The following is a 25,796-nucleotide window of genomic DNA, read 5'->3' on the forward strand; positions in this document are numbered from 1 at the left end:
TCGTGGCCACATTCCTCTACAAACTCGGACGGTTCGCCTTCCGGCGACGCCGCTTCGTCGCTCTCATATGGGTGGCGCTGCTGGCCGTCGCCGGAGTCGGCGCCGCCACCGCGTCCTCGCCCGCCGCCGACTCCTTCTCCGTACCGGGTACGGAGTCGCAGAAGACCTTCGACCTGTTGGGCGAACGCTTCCCCGGCACCAAGGCGGACGGCGCCACCGCGCGCGTGGTCTTCAAGGCGCCCGACGGGCAGCAGGTGACCGCGCCGGCGCAGAAGAAGGCCGTCGAGAAGGTCGTCGGCGAGCTGAAGTCCTCCTCGCCCCAGGTCGCCTCGGTCTCCGACCCGTACCTGGCCAAGGGCGTGGCCCAGGACGGCAGGATCGCCTACGCGCAGGTCACCTACAAGGTCTCCGGCTTCGAGCTGAAGGACGACGCGCGCGACGCGCTCAAGGACGCGGCGCAGCACGGCCGGGACGCCGGACTGACCGTCGAGATCGGCGGCAACGCGCTCCAGGCGATGCCGGAGACCGGCGCCACCGAGATCATCGGCATCGTCATCTCCGCCGTCGTCCTCGTCATCACCTTCGGCGCCCTCATAGCCGCCGGCCTGCCGCTGCTGACCGCGCTGATCGGGGTGGGCATCGGCGTCTCGTCCATCACCGCGCTCGGCAGCGTGCTGGACCTGTCGAGTACGACCTCCACCCTCGCCATGATGATCGGCCTCGCCGTCGGCATCGACTACGCGCTGTTCATCGTCTCCCGCTACCGCTCCGAACTGGCCGAGGGCCGGGAGCGGGAAGAGGCGGCCGGGCGGGCCACCGGCACCGCCGGGTCCGCCGTGGTCTTCGCCGGACTGACCGTCGTCATCGCCCTGGTGGGCCTGTCCGTGGTCAACATCCCGATGCTCACCAAGATGGGCATCGCGGCGGCCGGCACGGTCGTCGTCGCCGTCCTCGTCGCCCTGACCCTGATCCCCGCGCTGCTGGGCTTCGCGGGCAAGCGCGTACTGAGCCGCAAGGCGCGCAAGGGCGCCACCGCCCCCGAGGAGGCCGACGGCGGCAAGCCCAACATGGGCACCCGCTGGGCGCGCTTCGTGCTGCGGCGGCCGGTCGCGGTGCTGCTGGCCGGAGTCGTCGGCCTGGGCGTCATCGCCGTACCCGCCGGCTCGCTGGAGATGGGCCTGCCGGACGACGGCGCGCAGCCCACCAGCACCACCCAGCGCAAGGCGTACGACCTGCTCTCCGAAGGCTTCGGGCCGGGCTTCAACGGCCCGCTGATGCTGGTCGTGGACGGGCAGGGCGGCAAGGATCCGAAGGCGGCGGCCGCGCAGGTCGCCGGGACCGTCGCCAAGCTGGACGGCGTCGCGGCCGTCACCCCGCCCACCTTCAACCAGGCGGGCGACACGGCGCTGCTGAACGTCGTACCGAAGTCCAAGCCGAGCAGCACCGAGACCGAGGACCTGGTCCACGAGATCCGCGGCAAGGCGGGCGACGCCGCCCGGGACGCCGACGCGCAGGCACTGGTCACCGGCACCACCGCGATGAACATCGACGTCTCCGAGAAGCTCAACGACGCGCTGCTGCCCTACCTGGCGCTGGTGGTCGGCCTGGCCTTCCTGCTGCTGATGGTGGTCTTCCGCTCGGTCCTGGTACCCCTGAAGGCGGCCCTCGGCTTCCTGCTGTCGGTCGTCGCGGCGCTCGGCGCGGTGGTCGCGGTCTTCCAGTGGGGCTGGCTGGCGGACCTGTTCGGCGTCGAGCAGACCGGCCCGGTCATGAGCATGATGCCGATCTTCATGGTGGGCGTGGTCTTCGGACTCGCCATGGACTACGAGGTCTTCCTCGTGACGCGGATGCGGGAGGCGTTCGTCCACGGGGAGCGCCCCGGGCAGGCCGTCGTCACCGGCTTCCGGCACGGCGCGCGGGTGGTCACGGCCGCCGCGGTCATCATGATCTCGGTCTTCGCGGGCTTCATCGGCTCCTCCGAATCCATGATCAAGATGATCGGTTTCGGGCTCGCCGTCGCCGTCTTCTTCGACGCGTTCGTGGTCCGCATGGCCCTCGTCCCCGCCGTCCTCGCGCTCCTCGGGCGCGCGGCGTGGTGGCTGCCCAAGTGGCTCCAGCGCGCCCTGCCCAACGTGGACGTCGAAGGCGAACAGCTCCAGAAGCACCTCGCGCCCGAACCGGCCGGCAAGCCGGAACTCACCACGGTGTGACGGCCGAGGCGTGACCGGCCCCGGGGCGGTCGCGTGAGCGGCGCGCTCGCTCCGGACCGCGCCGCCCCGTGGGGACGGGGCGGGCGCGCGGGACACGGCCCGGCGACGGGTCCCGTACGGAACGGGGCCGGTCGCCGGGCCGTGTCCGTGGGCCGTGTGCGCGTGCCGGGCGCGTGTGCCGCGTCCCGGGCGGCGGGGCCTCAGGCGGCGCGTCCGGTCAGCCCCGGCGCCGCGTACACCGCCTCGACCAGCGCGAGGTTGCGGGTGTCGTCGCCCGTCGTACCGCTGCCGAACCTGTTCATCACATACGCGTACGCCAGCCGGCTCTCCGGGTCGGCGAAGGCGAGGGAGCCGCCCGCGCCGCCATGGCCGAAGGCCGTACGGTTCGGGCCGAAGTAGTGCGCCTCGTTGAGCATGTAGCCGCAGGCCCAGGCGAACGGCAGTGCCTCCTGCGCGAACGCGCCGAGCACCAGGTCGCGTTCGCCGGGACGGCTCTGCCGCTCCCGCAGGGACGCGAGGGTGCCGGGGCCGACCAGCTCGCCGTCGGCCAGCGCGCGGTAGACCGCCGCCAGGCCGCGCGCGGTGGCGTTGGCGTTGGCGGCGGGGACCTCGGCCGAGCGGCACGCGGCGCTGTTCACGTCCCCGGTGGGCATATGGCGCATGGCGAGCGCCAGCGGGGCGAACGGGTGGCAGTCCAGGGACCGTACGGCCCCGTCCGGCACGCCCGGGAACGCGCTGCTGAGGATGCCGTCGCCGTCCGGGCCGATGAACCGGGCGCAGCGGCCGTGTTCCGAGGCCGGCGTACCGATGTACAGGTCGGCGCCGAGCGGTTCGGTGATCTCCGTACGCAGGAAGGTGCCGAGCGAGACCCCGGTGACACGGCGGACGACCTCGCCGACCAGGAAGCCGAAGGTGACGGCGTGGTAGCCCTGGGCCGTGCCCGGCTCCCACCACGGCTCGGTGGCGGCGAGGACCGCGCAGGTCTTCTCCCAGTCGTACACGTCCTCGGCCGTCAGCCGCTCCCGGGGGCCGATCAGGCCCGCGCGGTGCGAGAGCAGCCAGCGCACCGGCACCTCGCCCTTGCCGGCCTGCGCGAACTCCGGCCAGTAGCGGGCGACCGGCGCGTCCAGGTCCAACGCGCCGCGGTCGGCGAGCAGGTGGGCGCACAGGGCGGTCATGCCCTTGCTCGTCGAGTACACGTTGACCAGCGTGTCGCGCTCCCACGGGCGGGTGCCGTCGGCGTCCGCGTGCCCGCCCCACAGGTCGACGACGGTCTCCCCGTCCAGGCACACCGCGAGCGCGGCGCCCACCTCGCCGCGTTCGGTGAAGTTGCGCGCGAACTCGGCCCGTACGTTCTCGAACTCGGGGGCACAGGTGCCCTGAACGGCTGCTGCCACGGTCGACGGCTCCTCACACGGGCTGAGTGGTTGCCTCGGCAACCTAACTCCGGGCCAGGACCCCGTCCAGGACGCCGCTGGACACTTGGACGGCCTTGGCGCGTTCCCGCTCCCGGACCGCCGTCAGACCGCCGTCCGCTCCCGGTGCGACGTGTCCTCGTCCAGCAGCCGCGCCGCCATGTTGTCCAGCGCACGCGCCAGCCGGGCGCGGTCCTCGGGGTCCTCCGCCGTCCACCCCTCCAGCCGCTCGTCCAGCCACGTGCGCCAGGCGACGATCAGCCGGTCGATCTCGGCGCGGCCCGCCTCGGTCGGCTCCAGCCGCCCGCCGTCCCCGTACCGCGCGTACCCCGAGGACACCACCCGGGTGAAGACCGGCTCCAGCACCTCGTCCGGCATCCGGTGCGCCTGCGCGACGGCCGTCAGCGACGTCTCACCGTGGATACGCGTACGCCAGTGGATCTGGCCCAGCGCCCACGCCTGGCCGGGCGTGAGCGGGCTGCCGGACGCGGCCAGCACCTCCAGGCTCACCGGCCCCTCCGCCTTGCGCATCGCCCGCGCCACCGCACGCTCCAACTGCTGGTCGGAGTCGGTGGAATCGGGCGCCGCGAAGCCCTCGCCGAGGTCGCCGGCGGCCGCCCGCGCGCTGTCGCGCAGCGGCACCTCCTTGAGGAACCACGCCACCACGAACCCGGCCAGCGCGACCGGCACCACCCACTGGAAGACGTGGTTGACGGTCTCCGCGTACGCGTCGATCACCGGCCTGGCCTGCGCTTCGGGCAGCCGGTGCAGCGCCTGGGGGCTCGCCGCGGCCTCCGGCGGCACGCCCGGGGACTTCGCCAGCGCGGCCTTCAGGCTGGGGTCCAGGCGGTTGCTGTAGAGCGTGCCGAAGACGGCCGTGCCGAAGGACGAGCCGAGGGTACGGAAGAAGGTCACGCCCGAGGTCGCCGAGCCCAGCTCGTGGTAGTCGACCGTGTTCTGCACGGCGATGGTCAGCACCTGCATCGCCAGGCCGATGCCGAGGCCGAGCACGAACATGTACAGGGATTCGAGCCAGACGCCGGTGTCCGCGCCCATGGTCGACATCAGGTAGAGGCCGAGCGCCATCACGCCCGTACCGACGATGGGGAAGACCCGGTAGCGGCCGGTGCGGCTGACGACGACGCCGGAGAGCATCGAGGTGCCCAGCAGCCCGGCGACCATCGGCAGCGTCCGCACGCCCGACATGGTCGCCGAGACCCCGTCGACGAACTGGAGGTACGTCGGCAGGTACGTCATCGCGCCGAGCATCGCGAAGCCGACGATGAAGCTGAGCACCGAGCAGACGGTGAAGACCGGGTTGCGGAACAGGTGCATGGGGAGCATGGGCTCCTTGGCCCGCAGCTCCACGAAGACGAAGGCCGCCAGCAGCACCACCGAGCCCACGAACAGGCCGATGATGACCGGCGAGCCCCAGGCGTACTCGTTGCCGCCCCACTCCAGGCCCAGCACCAGGCCGCAGGAGCCCAGCGCGACCAGCACGATGCCGATGTAGTCGATCACCGGGCGGACCGCGGCCCGGACGACCGGCACCGTACGCGCGGCCATCACGACCATCACGATCGCGATGGGAATGTTGACGTAGAAGCACCAGCGCCAGGAGGCGTGGTCGGTGAACAGGCCGCCCAGTGTGGGCCCGACGACCGTGGTCACGCCGAAGACGGCGCCCAGCGCGCCCTGGTACTTGCCGCGTTCGCGCAGCGGGATGACGTCCGCGATCAGCGCCATCGCGGTGACCATCAGGCCACCGCCGCCGATGCCCTGCACGGCGCGGGCCACGACCAGCATCAGCATCGAGGCCGAGGCGCCGGCCAGGACGGAGCCGCCGACGAAGACCACCGCGCTGACCTGGAAAATGATTTTCCGGCCGAACAGGTCGCCGAACTTGCCGACCAGCACCGTCGCGACGGTCTCCGCCAGCAGGTACGCCGTCACCACCCACGCCATGTGCCCGCCGCCGCCCAGGTCCGCCACGATCGTGGGCAGCGCGGTGGACACGATCGTCTGGTCCAGGGCGGCCAGCAGCATGCCGAGCACGATCGTGGTGAAGACGAGGTTGGTACGGCGGCGGCTGAGCGCGGGCGGGGTGCTGCGCGCTTCGGGGGCGGAGGCTTGCGCGGCGGCCGTGGTCATGGACCAAGCCTTTGCGCCAATGCCCCGCTTCGCCACCTTTTGCTGCTGTGGGGGTGACGCGCGGTCGCCGTTTCGCGCCCCGAGCGCTCTTGCGACCCGTTTGCAGTACGGCCACGATGAAGGGATCGCGCGGCTGAGCGGAGACCCTCATGCACGTACCCGACGGATTCATCGACGCCCCCGTCTCGGCCGCCACCGGCGTTCTCGCCGCTGCCGCCGTCGCCGTCAGCCTGCGCGGCGCCCGCCGCGAACTGGGCGGCCCCGAACCGCACGCCGGACTCGGCGCCGAGCGCACCGCACCCCTCGCCGGGCTGGTCGCCGCCTTCATCTTCGCCGTCCAGATGCTCAACTTCCCCGTCGCCGCCGGGACCAGCGGGCACCTGCTGGGCGGCGCGCTGGCCGCCATCCTCGTCGGCCCGTACACGGGCGTGCTCTGCGTCTCCGTCGTCCTGCTCATGCAGGCCGTGCTCTTCGCGGACGGCGGGCTGACCGCTCTCGGCGTGAACATCACCGACATGGCGGTGGTGACCGTCCTCGTCGCGTACGGGATCTTCCGGGGCCTGGTCAAGGTGCTGCCGCGCGGGCGCCGCTCGGTCACGGCCGCGTCCTTCGTGGCCGCCGTGGTGTCCGTACCGGCCGCGGCCGCCGCCTTCACCGGGCTGTACGCGCTGGGCGGCACCACCCACGTACCGATCGGCACCGTCTTCGCGGCGATGACCGGCGTGCACGTCCTCATCGGCATCGGCGAGGCCGCCATCACCGCACTCACCGTCGGTGCGGTCCTCGCCGTGCGCCCCGACCTCGTGTACGGGGCGCGCGGGCCGGCCGAGCCGCTCCGGCTGCGGACTTCCCCCTTGGCCGGGCCCGTGGCGGGAGCGGGGGAGCCCGGTGCCGTGCCGCCGGCGGCGCCCGGCGCCGGCCCGCGGCCCGCCGGTGCCCGGCGCTCCGCCCGCCGCGTCTGGCTGGCCGGCGTCGCCGTCGCGCTCGTCTGCGCGGGCGGCGTCAGCTACTACGCCTCCACCAGCCCGGACGGACTGGAGAAGGTCGCCGGGGACCAGGGCATCGACGCCAAGGCCGAGGAGCACGCCGCGAAGGACTCGCCGCTGGCCGACTACAGCGTCAAGGACATCGCGGACCCGCGGATCTCCGGCGGGCTCGCCGGAGTGATCGGGGTGGGGGCGACGCTCGCCGTCGGCACCGGCGTCTTCTTCGTCGTACGGCGCCGCCGCGGCGCGGCCCGGGACGACGGCGGGACCGACACCGCTGCCTCCGCCAGGCCCGGAACCGGCGCCGGGGACGCCCCGGCGCCGCCGCGGCACAGCCCGGGATCGGCCTGACATGAGCGCCGGGCACGCCCACAAGCTCTACCGGCACGGGCACTCGCCGGTGCACGCCCTGCCACCGCACTGCAAGATCGCGGCGGTGCTCTGCTTCGTCCTGACCGTCGTCGCCACCCCGCGCACCGCCGTCTGGACCTTCGCCCTCCACGCGCTGCTGCTCGCCGCGGTCGCCGCGGCGGCCCGGGTGCCCGCCGGGTTCCTGCTCAAGCGGCTGCTCATCGAGGTGCCGTTCGTGGCCTTCGCCGTCCTCATGCCGTTCGTCGCCACCGGGCCGCGCGTCCACATCCTGGGGACGGCGCTGAGCGAGCCCGGACTCTGGGGCGCCTGGAACATCCTCGCCAAGGGCACGCTGGGCGTCGCCGCCTCCGTCCTGCTCGCCGCCACCACCGACCTGCGCGGCCTGCTGCTCGGCCTGCAACGGCTGCGGATGCCGCCGCTGCTCGTCCAGATCGCCTCCTTCATGATCCGGTACGGCGACGTCATCGCCGACGAACTGCGGCGGATGCGGGTCGCCCGCCTCTCCCGCGGCTTCGAGGCGCGCGGCGTCCGCCACTGGGGCGTCCTCGCCAAGTCCGCCGGCGCCCTGTTCATCCGCTCCTACGAACGCGGCGAACGCGTCCACCTGGCCATGGTCAGCCGCGGCTACACGGGCACCCTGCCCGTACCGGACGCCGCCGCGGCGACCGGCGCCCAGTGGACCCGCGCCGCCGCCCTGCCCGCCGCCGCCCTCGCCGTATGCCTGCTGGGATGGACCCTTTGAACGACCCCGCGACCTCGCCCGTCACCACCGCGCCCGTACCGCCCCCGGAAGCCGCCGTGCCCGTGCCCTCCCTGGAGGTCGCCGGGCTCGCCTACGCCTACCCCGACGGACACCAGGCCCTCTACGGCGTCGACCTGACCGTAGCCCGCGGTGAGCGGGTCGCCCTGCTCGGCCCCAACGGCGCCGGCAAGACCACCCTCGTCCTGCACCTGAACGGCATCCTCACGCCCGGCGCCGGCACGGTCACGGTCGCCGGGCTGCCCGTCACCCGGCACCACCTCGCCGAGGTCCGCCGCCGCGTCGGCATCGTCTTCCAGGACCCCGACGACCAGTTGTTCATGCCCACCGTCCGCGAGGACGTCGCGTTCGGGCCCGCGGCGGCCGGGCTGCGCGGCGCCGAACTGGCGGCGCGGGTCACCGAGGCGCTCGGCCGCGTCGGCATGGCGGACTACGCCGACCGCCCGCCGCACCACCTCTCCTTCGGGCAGCGCCGCCGGGTCGCGGTCGCCACCGTCCTCGCGATGCGCCCCGAGATCCTCGTCCTGGACGAGCCGTCCTCCAACCTCGACCCCGCCTCCCGTCGTGAACTGGCCGACATCCTGCGGGCGTTGGACGTGACGGTGCTGATGGTCACGCACGACCTGCCGTACGCGCTCGAACTGTGCCCGCGCGCCGTCGTGCTGTCCGAAGGCGTCATCACCGCCGACGGGCCCACCCAGCGCCTGCTGAGCGACACCGAACTGATGGCAGCGCACCGACTCGAACTGCCCTTCGGATTCGATCCGGGCTCTGTGACGATCCCCACGCCCTGACGGCACCCCCGCACACCGCGTCCGCCGCCGCCCCTGGTCACCAGCACTGATCCGCGCGTTGCACCATTGATAGGTCACAAACGCGACGGATGAGTGGGAAGCGGGAAACAGTGGTGGACGTCCAGGGCACGGTCGCGGACGGCTTCGAGCCGGTCCGGGACGCCTTCGCGGCCAACTTCGCGCGGCGCGGCGAGCGCGGCGCGGCTGTCGCCGTCTACCGGCACGGGCGCAAGATCGTCGACCTGTGGGGCGGCAGCCGGGACGCCGACGGCCCCGAGGACGGCGCCGCGCCCTGGGAGGCGGACACCGCCCAGGTCATCCGCTCCGCCACCAAGGGCGTCGCCGCCATCGTCCCGCTCCTGCTGCACCAGCGCGGCCTGCTCGACCTGGACGCGCCCGTCGGCACGTACTGGCCCGAGTTCAAGGCCGCCGGCAAGGAACGCGTCCTGGTCCGCCACCTCCTCTCGCACCGCGCCGGACTGCCGGTCCTCGACACCCCGCTCACCCCGGAACAGGCCGTCGACGGCGTCAGCGGCCCCGCCGCCCTCGCCGCCCAGGCCCCCGCCTGGACCCCCGGCACCGAGCACGGCTACCACGCCCAGACCTACAGCTGGCTGCTGGCCGAACTGGTACGGCGGGTCACCGGCCGCACCATCGGCACCTGGATCGCCGACGAGATATCCGGACCCCTCGGCCTGGAACTGTGGGTCGGCGCACCCGCCGACGCGCTCGCCCGCACCGGCCGCCTGGCCGACGTCGAGGCACCGGCCCCGCCCGCCGCGGCCGGACTGCGCGTCCGCCCCAAGCGCAGCGTCACCGACGCCTACCGCGACCCCGCCTCCCTCACCCGGCGCGCCTTCGGCGCCATCACCCCGGCTCCCGACGAGAACGCCGACGCCTACCGCGCCGCCGAACTCCCCGCCTCCAACGGCATCGCCACCGCCCGCGCCCTGGCCCGCTGCTACGCGGCGCTCATCGGCCCCGTCGACGGCCACCCCCGCCTCTTCGCGCCCGCCACCCTCACCCTGGCCCGAACGGAGGAGTCCGCGGGCCCCGACCGCACCCTCGTGGTCACCACCCGCTTCGGCCTCGGCCACATGCTGCACGGCTCCGCCGCGCCCCTCCTGGGCCCCGGCTCCTTCGGCCACCCCGGCCGCGGCGGCTGCCTGGCCTTCGCCGACCCCGAGTCCGGCACCGCCCTCGGTTACGTCACCAACGGGATGCAGCAGAACGTGACGGCCGACCCGCGGGCCCAGGCACTCGTACGGGCGCTGCGGGCGGCGCTGGAAGGCTGAGCGTGGGGCGCACGTGTCGCACGTGGCTCCCGGGGCACCCGTACGCCCTGACGAGCCACTTCGATCCACACGCCAAGGAGCCGACATGGGCGACGAGCGCAAGCTGACGGACCCCCGGGAGGCCGGGCCCGACGAGGACAAGCCGAAGCCGCTGAACAACGAGCGGGACCGCAGCGCCGAGGAGGTCAACGCGGACCAGCCGTCCGTACGCGGCGAGAAGCCGAAGCCCGCACCGAAGCGGTACTGAACCGGCGCCCGGCACCGGTCTGGCTCGCGGTACCGGCCCGGCGTGCGGTACCGGCCGGGCACGGCCGACGCCCCCTGTTGCCCGTGGGGCGTATGCGCCAAGGTGGGCGCATGAGGCGATTCGACGGCTACCGCGTACTGATCACCGGCGCCGGCCAGGGCATCGGCGAGGCCACCGCCCGACGGCTCGCCGCCGAAGGCGCGCGGGTCCTGGTCACCGACCTGGACGGGGAGCGGGCCGAGCGGGCGGCGGCCGGCATCCGGGACGGCGCCGAGGTACGCGACAGCGGCGGCACCGCCGAGGCACTCGCCTGCGACGTCGCGGACCGCACCGCCGTCGAGGCGGCCGTCGCGCACGCCGTGCGGCGCTTCGGCGGGCTCGACGTGCTGGTCAACAACGCCTGCCGCTGCACCCCCGACGCCCCGCTCTTCGACGGCCAGCGGGACGAGGACTGGGCCGGCGACCTGGACGTCACCCTCAACGGCGCGTTCCGCTGCGCCCGCGCCGCCCTGCCCCATCTGGCCGCCGCCGGCGGCCGCGGCGCGATCGTCAGCGTCGGTTCGGTCAACGCCGAGCAGGACTTCGGCAACCACGCCTACAGCGCCGCCAAGGCGGGCCTGGCCTCCCTCACCCGCACCCTCGCGGGCGAGGCGGCCGGCCGGGGCGTACGGGTCAACCTGGTCGCGCCGGGCACGGTCGACACCCCCAACTGGGGCGACCGGCCCGAAGCCCTGGAGCGCGCCGCGGCCGAGTACCCCCTGGGCCGCGTCGGCCGTCCCGCCGACATCGCCGCCGCCGTGGCCTTCCTGGCCTCCTCCGACGCCGCCTGGATCACCGGCGTCACGCTCCCGGTGGACGGCGGCATCCTGATCGCCAACACGTCCCTGAGCCGGGCGCTGCACGGCGGACCGGACGGACCGCGCTAGCGCAGCATCAGCGCGATCCCCGCGACCATCAGCCCCGCCGCGGCAAGACGCGGGGCGCCGAAACGTTCCTTGAAGAACAGGGTGCCGATGGCCGCGCCCACGATGATCGAGGACTCGCGGAGCGCGGCGATCGGCGCCAGGTCGGCCCGCGTCTGGGCCCACAGGACCAGGCCGTAGGCGAAGACGGACAGCACCCCGCCGGCCGCGCCGCGCACGGCCACCGGGCGTAGCTGGGTCAGGAGCAGCCGGCGCCGGGTGGCCAGCGCGTACACGGGGATCGCCACGCCTTCGAGGACCATCAGCCAGCCGATGTAACCGAGCGAGGTGCCGGAGGCGCGGACGCCGATGCCGTCCACCGTCGTGTACGAGGCGATGGCCAGCCCGGTGGCGAGAGCGGCGACGATGGCCGGCCAGTGCGGTCTCGTACCGGAGCCCCGGATGCCCCACAGCGCCAGACCGACCAGGCCCGCCGAGGCGAGCACCACACCGGCCAGCGCCCAGGCGTCGGGCACCTCCCCGACGAAGACGGCGGCCAGGACCGTGACGGCGAGCGGCGCGGTGCCCCGCGCGATGGGGTACATCTGCCCGAACTCGCCCATCCGGAAGGACTGCATCAGCAGCACCTGGTAGACGATGTGCAGCACGGTGGAGCCGGCGAGCGGGAGCCAGGCGGCGGGCGCGGGCAGCGGCGCGCAGCAGGCCAGCACCGCGCCGCAGACCGCCCCGCCGCCGCCGACCAGCGTGAAGGCGATGAGCTGGTCCTCGATGTGGTGCGCGATCGCGTTCCAACTGGCATGGGTGACGGCGGCGGTCAGGACCGCCGCGACGACCAGGGGGCTCATGCGGCGCGCTCGCGCACGTCGGCCGCCCGGCTCCGGGCGTACGGGGCCGGGACTCCGGGGGCGGCGCCGGGGGCCGGTGGGCGGGGGGCTTCATGACCGTACGGGAAAGGGCGCATGGCCCGCACGCTAGCTGTAGCTGTACGGGCCATGCGATGGTGCGCGGGCGGGGTGGGGGAGATCACCCCGGGGACCGGGGGAGGCCGCCCCGGGAGACGGCCCGGCAGGTCGCCCCGAGTCGGAGGGGCTCAGCCCGCCGACAGGATGGACCGGACGACCGGCCCGGCGTTCGAGCCGCCGTGGCCGCTGGCCGGGACGACGGCGGCCGCCGCGATGTCGCCGCGGTAGGCGGTGAACCAGGCGTTCGGCTTCTCCTGCCCGTCGACCTCGGCCGAGCCGGTCTTCGCGCCGATGTCACCGCTGAGCCCGGACATCGCCTCCGCCGCCGTGCCGGACGTGGCGGTCAGCTTCATCAGCGACTTCAGCGCGGACGCGGTGTCCGGCTTCATCGCGCGCGGCGCCTTGGCCAGGGCCCGGCCGTCCAGCGCGGGCGCGACGACGTACGGCTGGTGGAATCCGCCGTTCTGCACGGTCGCGGCGACGGAGGCGACGGTCAGCGGGTTCATCCGCACCCCGCCCTGCCCGATCAGCGAGGCGGCCATCTGCGCGTCGCTCTGCACCGGGACCGCGCCGTCGAAGGTCGGGATGCCGGTCTGCCAGTTCAGGCCGATGCCGAAGACGTCGCGGGCCTGCTTCGTCAGATCGTCGTCCGCGAGCTTGGGCGCCATGGAGATGAAGGCGTTGTTGCAGGAGGCGGCGAAGCTCTGCGCGAAGGTGCCGTTCTTGATCTCGGTCTTGTTCAGGTTCTGGAACTTCCAGCCGCCGACCGTCACGAACTTCTCGCACGGGTGCGGCTTGCCCGGCGCCGTCAGGCCCTTGTCGATGAGCATCGAGGCCGTCACGACCTTCATCGTCGAACCGGGCGCCAGCGAGCCCTGGGTGGCCGTGTTGAAGCCCTTCTCCGGGGAGTTGGCGATGGCCAGGATCTCGCCGGTGCTCGGCTTGAGGGCGACCGCCGACGCCTTCGGCTTGCCCTTGACCGCCTTCTCCGCCGCGGCCTGCACCGTGGCGTCCAGAGTGGTCTTCAGGGTGCCCGGCGTGCCCTTGGAGAGCACCTTCAGCGTCTCGTCGGGCTGCTGCGTGGCCTTGTCACGGGCAGCCCGGTGGACGGACAGCTCCACGCCGGGCTTGCCGTCCGTCTTCTTGCCGTACTTGTCGCGCAGGCTGTCCAGCACCCCGGCCAGCGCCGGGTGCGCCTCCTTGGTCAGCTCGGCGCCGTTGCGGTCCACGGCCTTGATGGGCGGCGCCTCGGCCTCGCCGGTCCGCAGCACGTCGCCCTTGCCCAGCTTCGGGTGCAGGATGCTCGGCGCCCAGGCGACCCGCGGCTCGCCGGTCTCCTTGTCGCGCTTGACGGTCAGTGAGGTGCCGTACGAGACGGGCGCCTTCAGGTTCTTGTACGAGATCTGTGCGGCGACCGTGTACGCGACCTTGTCGCCGGTGGCCTTGCCCGGGGTGAGCTTCAGGTCCGTGAAGTGGGTCTGCTTCGGGTACGCGGCCAGGCCGGCGGCGGCCGCCTTCGCGTCGTCCGTGAGGGCGGCGGCCCGGTCGGCGGCGCCCGCCTTCCAGGCGTCGAGGAACTTCCCCGCGGTGCCGGTGACTTCCGCGGCGGACAGCGGTCCCGACTTCACCTCGGGCGCTCCGTCACCGGGCTTGCCGTCCCGGGCCGCGCGGACCTCCTGGGCCGGATCGCCGTCACCGGACCCGCCGAGCAGCGTGTAGCCGCCGACGCCACCCAGGACCAGGGCCACCGCCCCGCCGATCAGCCCGTACCTCACCTCACGGCGCATGTCGCCGATCCCCTCCCGAATCCTCGTTCTTCAGCACGCACACAAGAACGTGCAGCGCACTCTATGGGACACGGGGTGCCGGGGTGAGTCTCGGCCCTGTGCCGCGCGCGACGCGGGCGCCGCACGCGGCGCCTCAGGTGGCCGGCTGCCGCGACAGGGGCCGGCGCCGCCCCGGGACCACTTCCACCGCCGTCACGCGGAAGACCACGGTCCTGCGCCCGTCGACCTCGGTCGTGGCCTGGCGGCCCGTCGCGTTGCCGAGCAGCGGATTGTTGCTCTCCTGCCAGGTCAGGCCCGGGTGCTGCTGCCGTTCACCCCGGATCTCGGCCACCACCCTGGCCTGTTCGATGTCGAGGAACGCGGCGAGGGCCAGCTCCTTGCAGGCGGACGCGACGGTACGCGGCGCACCGTGGCCCCCGACCTGTTCCGGCTTGTTGTGCCCGATGACGTACACGATCTTCGGGGTGCTCAACTGCGGTTCCTCCCCGGCTGTCCGGGGCGCCGGGGCGACGATCGGCATTGACCGGCATCGTTCGATGACGGTCAAGTATGACCGCCGTCCCTGCGCGGACGGCGCTTTCGGCGTACGGAATCCGGCCGTGTCGCCCCTGCGACAGGTCCTAGACCCAGGTGTCGAACCACATCCGGTTGTGCCAGGCGCTCTTGGGGATCGGCTGGCCCGTGTAGATCGGGTAGAAGTAGATGAAGTTCCAGACGATGAGCAGGACGAGCACCCCGGCGCCGACCGCGCCGGCCGCGCGCCGCCGTTCGCCCGACCCCGGCGGGCCGAGGATCGCGCCGATCATCATGGCCAGGGCCAGGCACACGAACGGCACGAACACCACCGCGTAGAACAGGAAGATCGTCCGGTCCTGGTACAGGAACCACGGCAGATAGCCCGCCGCGATGCCGCAGGCGACGGCGCCCGCCCGCCAGTCCCGTTTGAACAGCCAGCGGTAGAGCATGTAGAGGATCGCGAAACAGCCCGCCCACCACAGGAGGGGAGTACCCAGCGCGAGCACTTCCCGTGCGCACCCCTCGGCCGCCTTGCAGCCGTCCTGCCCCATCTTGGGGTCCTCGTAGAAGTACGAGACGGGGCGGCCCTGCACCAGCCAGCTCCAGGGGTTGGACTGGTACGTGTGCGGGGTGGACAGGCCCTTGTGGAAGTCGTAGACCTCCGTCTCGTAGTGCCACAGGCTGCGCAGCCAGTCCGGCAGCCACTGCCAGCCGCCCGCCCGGCCCTCCGGCGTGGCGGTGGCCCAGTCGCGGTGGTAGCCGCCCTTGGTGACCACCCAGCCGGTCCACGTCACCAGGTACGCGGCCAGGCCCACCACGACGGTCGAGACGAACGCGGGCGCCACGTCCCGGCGCAGCACCGCGCGTACGGGGTGCCGGGCACCGGCCGTGCGCCGCGCGGCCACGTCCCACAGCACCGACAGCACGGCGAACGCCGCCAGGAAGTACAGGCCGTTCCACTTGCTCGCGGCGGACAGCCCCAGGCACAGCCCCGCCGCCAGCCGCCACGGCCGCCACCCCAGGCGCAGCCGGTCGCCCACCGACTCGTCCGGCCGGGCCAGGCCGTCCGCGCCGACCGGCAGCGCCGCCGCCAGCCGCGCCCGGGTGCGGTCCCGGTCCACCAGCAGACAGCCGAACGCCGCCACCACCCAGAACATGACGATGAGGTCCAGCAGCGCGGTACGGCTCATCACGAAGTGCAGCCCGTCCACCGCCAGCAGCAGCCCCGCCAGGCAGCCCAGCGCCGTGGAGCGCAGCAGCCGGCGGCCGATGCGGCAGATCATCAGCACCGACAGGGTGCCGAGCAGCGCCACCATGAACCGCCAGCCGAAGGGGTTCATCCCGAACGCCCATTCCCCCAGCGCGATCATCCACTTGCCCAGCGGCGGATGGACGACGTAGGAGTGCTCGGGCGAGAGCAGGATCTCCGGGGGGTGCGCCACCAGCGCGTCGTTGGCGTTCTTCGCCCAGGTGCCCTCGTACCCGTACTGGAGCAGCGACCAGGCGTCCTTGGGGTAGTACGTCTCGTCGAATATCACCTTCGCCGGGCTGCCCAGGTTCCAGAACCGCAGCAGGCCGGCGAAGAGCGCGACCAGCAGCGGACCGCCCCAGCCCGACCAGCGCGCCAGCCGGCCCGCGGCGGCCGGGCCCAGGCCCAGCACCGTCCACACCCGCGTCCCCGGTACGGGGAACGCCGGCACCAGCCGCTCGCGGGCGTCGGCCTGCGGCTGCCCGGCGTAGCCGAACCGGCGCAGCCTGCGCTGCCACCGCCGGGGCTGCCCGGCGAGCTCCTCCTCGGCGCGGTCTGCGTCTGTCGCGGTGTCACTCGTCACCGGCCCATCGTAGGGAAGCGGCCTGTGCGGAACGCGGGGGCCGCGCGGCCGGGACCGCAGGACCGGTACGGGCGGGGCGTACGGGGCCGGTGAGCCGCGTGCGGCAGCCGCCACCGGGACGCGCCGCGCCGTACGGCTGGGAGGATGGGGGCGTGACTGGAACGCTGGTACTTGCAGGGACGCCCATCGGCGACGTCGCGGACGCCCCGCCGCGGCTCGCCGCCGAACTGGCGGCGGCCGAGGTGATCGCCGCCGAGGACACCCGGCGGCTGCGCCGCCTGACCCAGGCGCTCGGCGTGCACACGACCGGCCGCGTCGTGTCGTACTTCGAGGGCAACGAGGCGGCCCGCACCCCCGAGCTGGCCGACGCCCTCGAAGGCGGCGCCCGCGTGCTGCTCGTCACCGACGCCGGCATGCCCTCGGTCTCCGACCCCGGCTACCGGCTGGTCGCCGCCGCCGTCGAACGCGGCGTCAAGGTCACCGCCGTGCCGGGCCCCAGCGCGGTGCTCACCGCGCTCGCCGTCTCCGGCCTGCCCGTGGACCGGTTCTGCTTCGAGGGCTTCCTGCCCCGCAAGCCCGGCGAACGCCGCTCCCGGCTGCGCGAGGTCGCCGACGAGCGCCGCACCCTCGTCTACTTCGAGGCCCCGCACCGCCTCGACGACACCCTCGCCGCCATGAGCGAGATCCTCGGCGCGGACCGCCGCGCCGCGGTCTGCCGCGAGCTGACCAAGACGTACGAGGAGGTCCGGCGCGGACCCCTGGAAGAACTGGCAGCGTGGGCGGCGGACGGCGTACGCGGCGAGATCACCATCGTCGTCGAGGGCGCCCCCGAGACCGGCCCGCAGGACCTCGGCCCCGAGGAGCTCGTGCGCCGCGTACACGTCCGGGAGGAGGCGGGGGAGCGCCGCAAGGAGGCCATCGCCGCCGTCGCCGCCGAGACCGGCCTTCCCAAGCGCGCGGTGTTCGATGCCGTCGTGGCGGCAAAGAATGCGGCGCGAACGGGACCGGCGGAAGGTAAATGACTAGCCTGGAAGGTAAAACGTGGGCCGCGCAGCGGGGCCGATTCTCTGCACCCCGCCAAATCTGGGCCAACAGCTGACCGTCCTTGCTGCGCCACCGCCGGGGAAGGCGTCCACTGGGAGGTGGGACGTCCGTCCCCGGAGACCTTGTCCAGCGGGCAAGAGGAGCGGCTATGAGTGACATCGCGCGTACGCCGGGCAGCATCACCACCGGCGCCCACCCCACCCCCCGGACCGACCCCCCGGCACACGAGGCGTACGCCTTCGCGTGCATGAGGTGCGGCCACGGCTGGGAGCAGGCGTACGAGATAACGCACCACGTCGACGCGGACGGGCGCGCGCACTGTGTGTACTACGCGGACGGCGAGCGCGTCCCTTCCCCCCTGACCCGGCCCACCTGCCTGAACTGCGGCGCGCACGTCGTCCGCATCATGCGGGCCGGGCAGGTCTCCATGGTCTCCAAGGCGATCGCGAGTCTGTACGAGCAGCCCTCGGCGGGCGCCGCCGAGGGCAACGCGGGCGCGGGGGCGGGAACCGTCCCGCAACAGGGCGAGCACAGCGGGACCAGCAAGAACACCGCGGACGGTCACCGCGAACGCCACCACTGGCACCTCGCCGACCTGCTGCACCCCTTCCAGCACCACCGCAGGTGAGCCGGCGGCCGCGGTCCCGCCCGGTGGCCGTCACCGGCCCCTCGTAGGATCGCGGCCATGAGCAAGAGCACCAAGGACGCGCCGCCGCCGCTGCCCGAACCGCTTCGGGTGCCGGTGGCGGACTCGCACACCCACCTGGACATGCAGGACGACTCCGTCACGGAAGCCCTGGCCAAGGCCGCCTCCGTGGGCGTGACCACCGTCGTCCAGGTCGGCTGCGACGTGAACGGCTCGCGCTGGGCCGCCGAGACCGCCGCCGCGCACGAGGCCGTGCACGCGACGGTCGCACTGCACCCCAACGAGGCGCCGCGGATCGTGCTCGGGGACCCTGGGGGAAGCCGGTCGCACCAGGGTGCCCGCGAGCCCGGCGGCGACGCCGCCCTCGACGCCGCGCTCGCCGAGATCGACGCGCTGGCGGCCCTGCCGCACGTCCGCGGCGTCGGCGAGACCGGCCTGGACCACTTCCGCACCGGCCCCGAGGGCATGGCCGCCCAGCAGCGCTCCTTCCGCGCCCACATCGAGATCGCCAAGCGGCACGGCAAGGCCCTGGTCATCCACGACCGCGAGGCCCACGACGACGTGTTGCGGATCCTGCGCGAAGAGGGCGCGCCGGACACCGTCGTCTTCCACTGCTACTCGGGCGACGCCGAGATGGCCAAGGTCTGCGCCGAGGCCGGTTACTTCATGTCCTTCGCGGGCAACGTCACCTTCAAGAACGCCCAGCCGCTGCGCGACGCCCTCGCCGTCGCCCCGCCCGAACTGGTGCTCGTCGAGACCGACGCCCCCTTCCTCACCCCCGCCCCGTACCGCGGACGGCCTAACGCCCCGTACCTCATTCCGGTCACGCTGCGGGCCATGGCCGAGGTCAAGGGAATGACGGAGGACGCCCTGGCCAGCGCCGTCGCCGCGAACACGGCGCGCGCCTTCGGCCACTGAGGGGCCCGCGGAGACGGGCGCGGCACCATAGCGCGACGACACTGCGTAGCGGGTCCGCTTTGGAGAGTCACCCGCGCTCCGCTACATTCCGGGCCGACACCCGGACCCGTGGCATGTGGAGCGTCGTGACTCATTCGCAGGGCAGCCACCACCTCGCGCACGGCGGACACGGACCGAGCACCGAGCCGCCGCGTGACGCGACCGTCGAGACCCCCGACCCGTACGGGAGGTACGCGGCGTACGGCGACCACGGGGCGTACGGGACGCGCGGCGGTTACGGGACGCAGGGCGAGTACGGGGCCTACAGCGCGTACAGCGAGTACGGGCCGTACGACGTGTACGAGACGTACGGCCCGTACGGAACGGGCGACCGGTACGAGCGCCACGACCCGGCACGGGACAGCCGGGCCGGCTCCGCCCCGGCCGCCCCGGCGCACCCGTACCCGGCGCGCGACACCGCCGACGCCCGGCAGCCGGAAGAACCTTCGGGCGGCCCCGCGAGCCCGCCCGGCGCGGGCGAGACCTGGGAGACCCCCGCGGTCCCGGGCCGCGTGCCCCACCAGGGGCCGCTGGTCCCGCTGCACGACGACCTCGCCGGTGTCCCGGCCCCCCGCGCCGGAGGCCGGGCCGCCGCCCGCCGTGCCTCCCGCGGCACCGCCCACCGCCGCGGCATGACCGGCCGGCTCAACGCCACCGACCGCCGCGGCGCCGACGGCACCGAGACCCGCCGCCGCCTGCTCCCGCAGGCCCTCGTCGTGGCCTTCCTGGCCGGCGGCACCTCCGCCTTCATCGCCCACGACAAGGCCGTCCGCATCGACGTCGACGGCGAACCCCGCACCCTGCACACCTTCGCCGCCGACGTCGGCGACCTGCTCGCCGACGAGGACGTCGAGGTCGGCGCGCACGACCTCGTCCAGCCCGCCGCCGACGCCGCGCTGACCAGCGGCGACGAGATCACCGTCCGCTACGGGCGGCCGGTCCGCCTCACCCTGGACGGCGAACGCCGCCAGGTCTGGACGACCGCCGAGACCGTCGGCGGCGCGCTGCGCGGGCTCGGCGTCCGCGCCGAGGGCGCCCACCTGTCCGTCGACCCCGCCCAGCGCATCGGCCGCAACGGCCTCGACCTCGACGTCCGCACCGAACGCAGCGTCACCTTCATCGCCGACGGCCGCGAGCACACCGTCCGCACCAACGCCGCCACCGTCAGCGAGGCCCTCGACCAGGCGGGCATCGTGCTGCGCGGCGAGGACATCACCTCCGTGGCCCCCGAGTCCTTCCCGCGCGACGGCCAGACCGTCTCCGTCCTGCGGATCACCGGCGCCGAGAAGGTCCGTGAGGTGACCATCCCGTTCGAGACGGTCAGACAGGCCGACCCGACGCTCTTCAAGGGCACCGAGACGGTGGTCCGCCAGGGACAGCCCGGTGTACGCCGCCTGACCTACGAGATCCGCACGGTCAACGGCGTCCAGCAGAAGCCCAAGAAGGTCGGCTCCGAGGTCGTCCGCGAGCCGCGCGACCGGATCGTGCACGTCGGCACCAAGCCGATGCCGATGAGCGTCGACGGGGCCGACCACCTGAACTGGGGCGCGCTCGCCCAGTGCGAGGCGGGCGGCCGCCCGGACGCGGTCGACGCGTCCGGCACCTACGGCGGCCTCTACCAGTTCGACACCGGCACCTGGCGCGGCCTCGGCGGCAACGGACGCCCCCAGGACGCACCGGCCAGGGAACAGACGTACCGCGCCAAGAAGCTCTACATCAGCCGGGGCGCGAGCCCGTGGCCGGTCTGCGGGCGCAAGCTGCACGACTAGCGGGCTGCACGACTGAGCGGGGGGGAGGACGGCCCGGGGCGCGGAGGCGCCGTCGCCGAGCCGCGCCCGGCGCGCCGTAAGCTGCACGGGTGAGCAACAGCAGCCCCACCGACGAGCCCGGCCCCCTCCTCGGCGCCGCCGACATCCGCGAACTGGCCACCGCCCTGGGCGTCCGGCCCACCAAGCAGCGCGGCCAGAACTTCGTCATCGACGCCAACACCGTCCGGCGCATCGTGCGCACCGCCGAGGTACGGGCGGACGACGTCGTCGTCGAGGTCGGCCCCGGGCTCGGCTCGCTGACCCTGGCCCTGCTGGAGGCCGCCGACCGGGTCACCGCCGTCGAGATCGACGACGTCCTGGCCGCCGCGCTGCCGTCCACCGTCGAGGCCCGGCTGCCCGGCCGCGCGGACCGCTTCGCCCTCGTGCACAGCGACGCGATGCTCGTACGGGACCTGCCGGGGCCCGCGCCCACCGCGCTGGTCGCCAACCTGCCGTACAACGTCGCCGTCCCCGTCCTGCTGCACATGCTCGCGACGTTCCCCACCATCGACCGCACCCTGGTCATGGTCCAGTCCGAGGTCGCCGACCGGCTCGCGGCCCGGCCCGGCAACAAGGTGTACGGCGTGCCGTCCGTCAAGGCCAACTGGTACGCCGAGGTCAAGCGGGCCGGCGCGATCGGGCGCAACGTCTTCTGGCCCGCGCCTAACGTCGACTCCGGGCTGGTCTCGCTGGTCCGCCGGGAGAAGCCGGTCGAGACCACCGCGAGCCGCGAACAGGTCTTCGCCGTGGTCGACGCGGCGTTCGCCCAGCGCCGCAAGACGCTGCGCGCCGCGCTGGCCGGGTGGGCCGGGTCGGCGGCCGCCGCCGAGTCCGCGCTGGTCGCCGCGGGCGTGTCGCCGCAGGCCCGCGGCGAGGCGCTGACCGTCGAGGAGTTCGCCCGCATCGCCGAGCACAAGCCCGTCCACGAGGGGAGCGCCGCGTGACCGACCGGTCCGCCGTCACCGTCCGCGTACCCGCCAAGGTCAACGTCCAGCTCGCCGTCGGCGGCGCCCGCCCGGACGGCTTTCACGACCTGGCCAACGTCTTCCTGGCCGTCGGCCTGTACGACGAGGTCACCGCCACCCCCGCGGCCGCCCTGCGGATCACCGCGACCGGCCCGGACACCGACCGCGTCCCCCTCGACCGTACGAACCTGGCCGCCCGCGCCGCGGAACTCCTCGCCGCCCGGCACGGCATCGCGCCCGACGTGCACCTGCACCTCGCCAAGGACATCCCCGTCGCGGGCGGCATGGCCGGCGGCAGCGCGGACGCGGCGGGCGCCCTGGTGGCGTGCGACGCGCTGTGGGGCACCGGCGCCACCCGCGAGGAGCTGCTCGCGATCTGCGCCGAACTCGGCAGTGACGTGCCGTTCTCCCTGGTGGGCGGGGCGGCGCTGGGCCGCGGCCGCGGCGAGCTGCTGACGCCGCTGGAGGTGGGCGGCACGTTCCACTGGGTCTTCGCGGTGGCCGACGGCGGCCTGTCCACTCCGGCCGTCTACGCCGAGTTCGACCGCCTCACCGAGAACACGGACGTCCCGGCCCCGGAAGCGTCCCCGGCCCTGCTCGACGCCCTGCGCACCGGCGACGCGACCGCCCTGGCCCCCGCCCTCGCCAACGACCTCCAGCCCGCGGCCCTCTCCCTGCGGCCGTCCCTGGCCGCCACCCTCACGGCGGGCACCACCGCCGGAGCCCTGGCGGCCCTGGTCTCCGGCTCGGGCCCCACCACGGCCTTCCTCACCAAGGACGCCGACACGGCCGCCTCGGTGGCCGACGCCCTGCTGACCTCCGGCACCTGCCGGGCCGCCCGGGTGGCGGCGGGACCGGTGCCGGGCGCGACGGTCGTCTGACGCGACGCCCGTCCGAGGGGGCGACGGCCCTCGGCGCGGTACGGGGCGCACGGGGCGCCCCGGCCACCCCCGCGGCGCGCGGCGCCCCGATGCGCACTCCCCGCGCGGGAAGCACGCGGGGAAAAGCCTCCGGGGGCCGGACTAGGCTGTCGGGAGGACCCCGACCGATGGAGTGAAGTGTGGCCGTCAACCTCGTCAATCTGGAAGCCGTGGGCAAGGTGTACGGAACCCGTGCACTGCTCGACGGTGTTTCCCTGGGTGTCAATGAGGGGGACCGGATCGGCGTCGTGGGGCGTAACGGCGACGGCAAGACGACCTTGATCCGGATCCTCGCGAAACTGGAGGACGCCGACGACGGCCGGGTGACGCACAACAGCGGACTGCGGCTCGGCGTGCTGACCCAGCACGACTCGCTGGACCCGGCCGCGACCGTGCGCCACGAGGTCATCGGCGACCTCGCGGACCACGAGTGGCGGGGCAACGCCAAGATCCGGGACGTGCTGACCGGGCTGTTCGGCGGGCTGGACCTGCCGGGGCTGGGGCAGGGCCTGGACACCGTGATCGGCCCGCTGTCGGGCGGTGAGCGCCGCCGGATCGCGCTGGCGAAGCTGCTGATCGCCGAGCAGGACCTGATCGTGCTGGACGAGCCGACGAACCACCTGGACGTCGAGGGCATCTCCTGGCTCGCCCGCCACCTGCGCGAACGCCGGTCGGCCCTGGTGTGCGTCACGCACGACCGGTGGTTCCTGGACCAGGTGTGCACCCGTATGTGGGACGTGCAGCGCGGCGACGTCCACGAGTACGAGGGCGGCTACAGCGACTACGTCTTCGCGCGCGCGGAGCGGGAGCGCATCGCGGCGAGCGAGGAGGCCAAGCGGCAGAACCTCATGCGCAAGGAGCTGGCCTGGCTGCGCCGGGGCGCCCCGGCGCGGACGAGCAAGCCGCGGTTCCGTATCGAGGCGGCCAACGAGCTGATCGCGGACGTGCCGCCGCCGCGGGACACCGCCGAGCTGATGAAGTTCGCCAACTCGCGGCTGGGCAAGACCGTCTTCGAGCTGGAAGACGTGACCGTGCAGGCCGGGCCGAAGGTGCTGCTCAAGCATCTGACGTGGCAGCTCGGCCCGGGCGACCGGATCGGCCTGGTCGGCGTGAACGGCGCGGGCAAGACGTCGCTGCTGCGGGCGCTGGCCGAGGCGGCGCGTACGGAGGGCGAGGCGCAGCCGGCCGCGGGGAAGATCGTGGTCGGCAGGACCGTGAAGCTGGCCTATCTGTCGCAGGAGGTCACGGAGCTGGACCCGGCGCTGCGGGTGCTGGAGGCCGTGCAGCGGGTGCGGGAGCGGGTGGATCTCGGCAAGGGCCGGGAGATGACCGCGGGGCAGCTCTGCGAGAAGTTCGGCTTCACCAAGGAGAAGCAGTGGACGCCGGTCGGCGACCTGTCGGGCGGTGAGCGGCGGCGGCTGCAGATCCTGCGGCTGCTGATGGACGAGCCGAACGTGCTGTTCCTGGACGAGCCGACCAACGACCTGGACATCGAGACGCTGACGCAGTTGGAGGACCTGCTCGACGGCTGGGCGGGTTCGCTGGTGGTCATCAGCCACGACCGGTACTTCGTCGAGCGGACCACCGACCGGGTGTTCGCGCTGCTGGGCGACGCGACGCTGCGGATGCTGCCGCGCGGTCTGGACGAGTACCTGGAGCGGCGACAGCAGGTGATCGACGCGGCGGCGCCCGCGTCCGCTCCGGCGCAGGAGGCGCCGAAGCAGAAGCCGGCGGCCGTGACGCGGGCGGCGCAGAAGGAGCTGCAGAAGATCGAGCGGCAGCTCGACCGCATCGGCGAGAAGGAGGCGAAGCTGCACGCGCAGATCGCGGAGCACGCGACGGACTTCGAGAAGGTGGCGGGGCTGGACGCGCAGCTACGGGAGCTGGTGGGCGAGCGGGAGGAGCTGGAGATGCGGTGGCTGGAGCTGGCGGAGGACGCGTGACGGATCGTCACCACCGCCGGAGCCGGCCACGATCGATCAGCTCCGGTGCATCTCCTGTCACATTCGGCCAAGAAACTGGGTCCAGCTCCCCCCGATTGGCCGGGATTTCAGCATGACGACAGGCTTCTTCCTCTGAGGGGGCGCGCAATGTCGAACAAGCGTGTAGCTTCCGGGGGCAAGGGGCCTGGCGGGGGCCGGGGGGCTGGGCTCGCCGGGGAATTTGGGGGGTTGCTGCAATGGGCGTGCGGCTGATGGTGGTCGACGATCACCGACTGCTCGCCGAGGCACTCGCCTCGGCCTTGAAACTGCGCGGCCACCGCGTGCTCGCGGCGGCCGCCCCGAGCGCCGGGGCGGCGGACCTGGTGGTGAGCCGGGCGCCCGAAGTGTGCCTGCTGGGCACCGCGTCCCCGGCCGAGCCGGGCGCCTTCGACCCGGTCGTACGGATCAAGAAGGAGCGGCCGCAGGTCGCCGTCGTGGTGCTCGGCCCGGTGCCCAATCCGCGCGGCATCGCGGCCGCGTTCGCCGCGGGCGCCTCCGGCTACGTACGCCACGACGAGCGCATCGAGGGCGTGGAACGCGCCATGATGAAGGCGCGGGCCGGTGAGGCGGCGATCGCGCCGCAGTTGCTCCAGCAAGCCTTCGAGGAACTGCTGCATCCGGCCGCCCAGCCCGACGACGAGGGCGCCCGGCTGCTCCAGATGCTCACGCCGCGCGAGGTCGAGGTGCTGGTACGGGTCGCCGAGGGCGAGGACACCCGGCTGATCGCGGCCGGGATGGGCATCGCGCCGAGCACCGCCCGTACGCATGTGCAGCGGGTCCTGATGAAGCTGGGCGTGGGCTCGCGGCTGGAGGCGGCGGCGCTGGCGGCCCGTACGGGGCTGCTGGACCGGGCGGCCACGCGGGGCGCGGGCGCGCGTGAGGCGGCGGAGGCCGAGGCCGTCCCGCCGCCGTGACGCGCGCCGTCAGTCGGTGTCCTCCTGGAGGGCAGCCAGTTCCTCGGCGGTCGGCGGGACGACCGGGCGCAGCTTGATCCAGGCCAGGAAGAACAGGCCGAGCAGCAGCATGCCCAGGCCGGTCCAGAGGTTGATGTTGATGTCCTCGGCCTTCTTCAGGTCCGCGTCGGAGACGGTGAACCCGGCGATCATGACGATGACGCCGTAGACCGTGAACAGGCCGCCGATGATGAGCCGGATGTCGAAGAGCCGGGCGGCCGTGGCCGACCTGCGCTCCAGTTCGACCTCGTGCTGGTAGTCACTCATGGTG

Annotated in this window: 22 protein-coding genes; 15 read left to right on the forward strand and 7 right to left on the reverse strand. The window is 73.7% G+C overall.

The genetic code is table 11. The features are described 5' to 3' along the window. Positions 1 to 2 precede the first annotated feature (2 nt). On the forward strand, positions 3 to 2,210 hold the full coding sequence (locus tag AB0A97_RS16535; RefSeq protein WP_361149752.1) for an MMPL family transporter: 2,208 nt from the start codon (positions 3 to 5) through the stop codon (positions 2,208 to 2,210). 200 nt (positions 2,211 to 2,410) lie between these two features. Here the strand turns inward: AB0A97_RS16535 and AB0A97_RS16540 are convergent, their stop codons facing one another. Next, positions 2,411 to 3,607 carry a serine hydrolase domain-containing protein gene (locus tag AB0A97_RS16540; RefSeq protein ID WP_361149755.1) on the reverse strand — a complete coding sequence of 399 codons (1,197 nt, stop codon included), beginning with the start codon at positions 3,605 to 3,607 and terminating at the stop codon, positions 2,411 to 2,413. Between the two features lie 123 nt (positions 3,608 to 3,730). Further along, a complete protein-coding gene (locus AB0A97_RS16545) occupies positions 3,731 to 5,776 on the reverse strand; it encodes a DHA2 family efflux MFS transporter permease subunit (protein ID WP_361149757.1) in 2,046 nt (681 codons plus the stop codon). A 149-nt stretch (positions 5,777 to 5,925) separates the two neighbouring features. On the opposite strand from AB0A97_RS16545, the gene AB0A97_RS16550 reads away from it, so the two are divergent. The 6 genes from AB0A97_RS16550 to AB0A97_RS16575 all read left to right on the forward strand — a co-directional run bounded on the left by AB0A97_RS16550 (position 5,926) and on the right by AB0A97_RS16575 (position 11,156). Next, positions 5,926 to 7,113: an energy-coupling factor ABC transporter permease gene (locus tag AB0A97_RS16550; RefSeq protein ID WP_361149759.1), complete on the forward strand. Its 1,188-nt coding sequence runs from the start codon at positions 5,926 to 5,928 to the stop codon at positions 7,111 to 7,113. 1 nt (position 7,114) lies between these two features. Beyond that, entirely contained in the window at positions 7,115 to 7,876 is a 762-nt protein-coding gene (cbiQ, locus tag AB0A97_RS16555; RefSeq protein ID WP_361149761.1) for a cobalt ECF transporter T component CbiQ, read from the forward strand. Further along, complete coding sequence (locus tag AB0A97_RS16560) at positions 7,864 to 8,688, forward strand: ABC transporter ATP-binding protein (protein ID WP_361149764.1); 825 nt, start codon at positions 7,864 to 7,866, stop codon at positions 8,686 to 8,688. The genes cbiQ and AB0A97_RS16560 overlap by 13 nt, the downstream gene beginning before the upstream one ends. Before the next feature lie 89 nt (positions 8,689 to 8,777). Then, the gene (locus tag AB0A97_RS16565) at positions 8,778 to 9,983 is read left to right on the forward strand and encodes a serine hydrolase domain-containing protein (RefSeq protein ID WP_361149767.1); all 1,206 of its coding nucleotides are present in this window, start codon (positions 8,778 to 8,780) and stop codon (positions 9,981 to 9,983) included. 85 nt (positions 9,984 to 10,068) lie between these two features. Beyond that, complete coding sequence (locus AB0A97_RS16570) at positions 10,069 to 10,230, forward strand: hypothetical protein (protein ID WP_361149769.1); 162 nt, start codon at positions 10,069 to 10,071, stop codon at positions 10,228 to 10,230. 110 nt (positions 10,231 to 10,340) lie between these two features. Further along, positions 10,341 to 11,156 (forward strand): SDR family NAD(P)-dependent oxidoreductase, encoded by an 816-nt coding sequence (locus tag AB0A97_RS16575; RefSeq protein ID WP_361149772.1) that lies wholly within the window; start codon positions 10,341 to 10,343, stop codon positions 11,154 to 11,156. Here the strand turns inward: AB0A97_RS16575 and AB0A97_RS16580 are convergent. The 4 genes from AB0A97_RS16580 to AB0A97_RS16595 all read right to left on the reverse strand — a co-directional run bounded on the left by AB0A97_RS16580 (position 11,153) and on the right by AB0A97_RS16595 (position 16,250). Continuing rightward, a complete protein-coding gene (locus AB0A97_RS16580; RefSeq protein ID WP_361149775.1) occupies positions 11,153 to 11,998 on the reverse strand; it encodes a DMT family transporter in 846 nt (281 codons plus the stop codon). The two genes, AB0A97_RS16575 and AB0A97_RS16580, sit on opposite strands and share 4 nt — an antisense overlap. A gap of 245 nt (positions 11,999 to 12,243) precedes the next feature. After that, positions 12,244 to 13,902: a penicillin-binding transpeptidase domain-containing protein gene (locus AB0A97_RS16585; protein ID WP_361149778.1), complete on the reverse strand. Its 1,659-nt coding sequence runs from the start codon at positions 13,900 to 13,902 to the stop codon at positions 12,244 to 12,246. A 133-nt stretch (positions 13,903 to 14,035) separates the two neighbouring features. Then, the gene (locus tag AB0A97_RS16590; RefSeq protein WP_361149780.1) at positions 14,036 to 14,374 is read right to left on the reverse strand and encodes a hypothetical protein; all 339 of its coding nucleotides are present in this window, start codon (positions 14,372 to 14,374) and stop codon (positions 14,036 to 14,038) included. 148 nt (positions 14,375 to 14,522) lie between these two features. Then, the gene (locus AB0A97_RS16595) at positions 14,523 to 16,250 is read right to left on the reverse strand and encodes a phospholipid carrier-dependent glycosyltransferase (RefSeq protein WP_361149783.1); all 1,728 of its coding nucleotides are present in this window, start codon (positions 16,248 to 16,250) and stop codon (positions 14,523 to 14,525) included. A 152-nt stretch (positions 16,251 to 16,402) separates the two neighbouring features. Here AB0A97_RS16595 and rsmI point away from each other — a divergent pair, with 152 nt between their 5' ends. From rsmI to AB0A97_RS16635, 8 genes are all read left to right on the forward strand, one after another. Continuing rightward, positions 16,403 to 17,272, forward strand: a complete 870-nt coding sequence (gene rsmI, locus AB0A97_RS16600) for a 16S rRNA (cytidine(1402)-2'-O)-methyltransferase (protein ID WP_361149786.1) — start codon at positions 16,403 to 16,405, stop codon at positions 17,270 to 17,272. Between the two features lie 170 nt (positions 17,273 to 17,442). Beyond that, positions 17,443 to 17,922, forward strand: a complete 480-nt coding sequence (locus AB0A97_RS16605) for a hypothetical protein (RefSeq protein WP_361149789.1) — start codon at positions 17,443 to 17,445, stop codon at positions 17,920 to 17,922. Positions 17,923 to 17,979: 57 nt separating this feature from the next. Continuing rightward, complete coding sequence (locus AB0A97_RS16610; RefSeq protein WP_361149791.1) at positions 17,980 to 18,858, forward strand: TatD family hydrolase; 879 nt, start codon at positions 17,980 to 17,982, stop codon at positions 18,856 to 18,858. 125 nt (positions 18,859 to 18,983) lie between these two features. Continuing rightward, positions 18,984 to 20,666 (forward strand): ubiquitin-like domain-containing protein, encoded by a 1,683-nt coding sequence (locus AB0A97_RS16615; RefSeq protein ID WP_361149794.1) that lies wholly within the window; start codon positions 18,984 to 18,986, stop codon positions 20,664 to 20,666. Between the two features lie 89 nt (positions 20,667 to 20,755). Then, positions 20,756 to 21,649, forward strand: a complete 894-nt coding sequence (rsmA, locus tag AB0A97_RS16620; protein WP_361149796.1) for a 16S rRNA (adenine(1518)-N(6)/adenine(1519)-N(6))-dimethyltransferase RsmA — start codon at positions 20,756 to 20,758, stop codon at positions 21,647 to 21,649. Beyond that, positions 21,646 to 22,551, forward strand: a complete 906-nt coding sequence (locus tag AB0A97_RS16625; protein ID WP_361149799.1) for a 4-(cytidine 5'-diphospho)-2-C-methyl-D-erythritol kinase — start codon at positions 21,646 to 21,648, stop codon at positions 22,549 to 22,551. Before rsmA ends, AB0A97_RS16625 begins: the two co-directional genes overlap by 4 nt. A gap of 179 nt (positions 22,552 to 22,730) precedes the next feature. Further along, the gene (locus AB0A97_RS16630; protein WP_361149801.1) at positions 22,731 to 24,533 is read left to right on the forward strand and encodes an ABC-F family ATP-binding cassette domain-containing protein; all 1,803 of its coding nucleotides are present in this window, start codon (positions 22,731 to 22,733) and stop codon (positions 24,531 to 24,533) included. 236 nt (positions 24,534 to 24,769) lie between these two features. Continuing rightward, the gene (locus AB0A97_RS16635; RefSeq protein WP_361149803.1) at positions 24,770 to 25,486 is read left to right on the forward strand and encodes a LuxR C-terminal-related transcriptional regulator; all 717 of its coding nucleotides are present in this window, start codon (positions 24,770 to 24,772) and stop codon (positions 25,484 to 25,486) included. 9 nt (positions 25,487 to 25,495) lie between these two features. Here the strand turns inward: AB0A97_RS16635 and AB0A97_RS16640 are convergent, their stop codons facing one another. Beyond that, on the reverse strand, positions 25,496 to 25,792 hold the full coding sequence (locus tag AB0A97_RS16640) for a hypothetical protein (protein WP_361149806.1): 297 nt from the start codon (positions 25,790 to 25,792) through the stop codon (positions 25,496 to 25,498). Between the last annotated feature and the right edge of the window lie 4 nt (positions 25,793 to 25,796).

Source organism: Streptomyces sp. NPDC045470, assembly GCF_040646595.1.
Classification (GTDB): domain Bacteria; phylum Actinomycetota; class Actinomycetes; order Streptomycetales; family Streptomycetaceae; genus Streptomyces.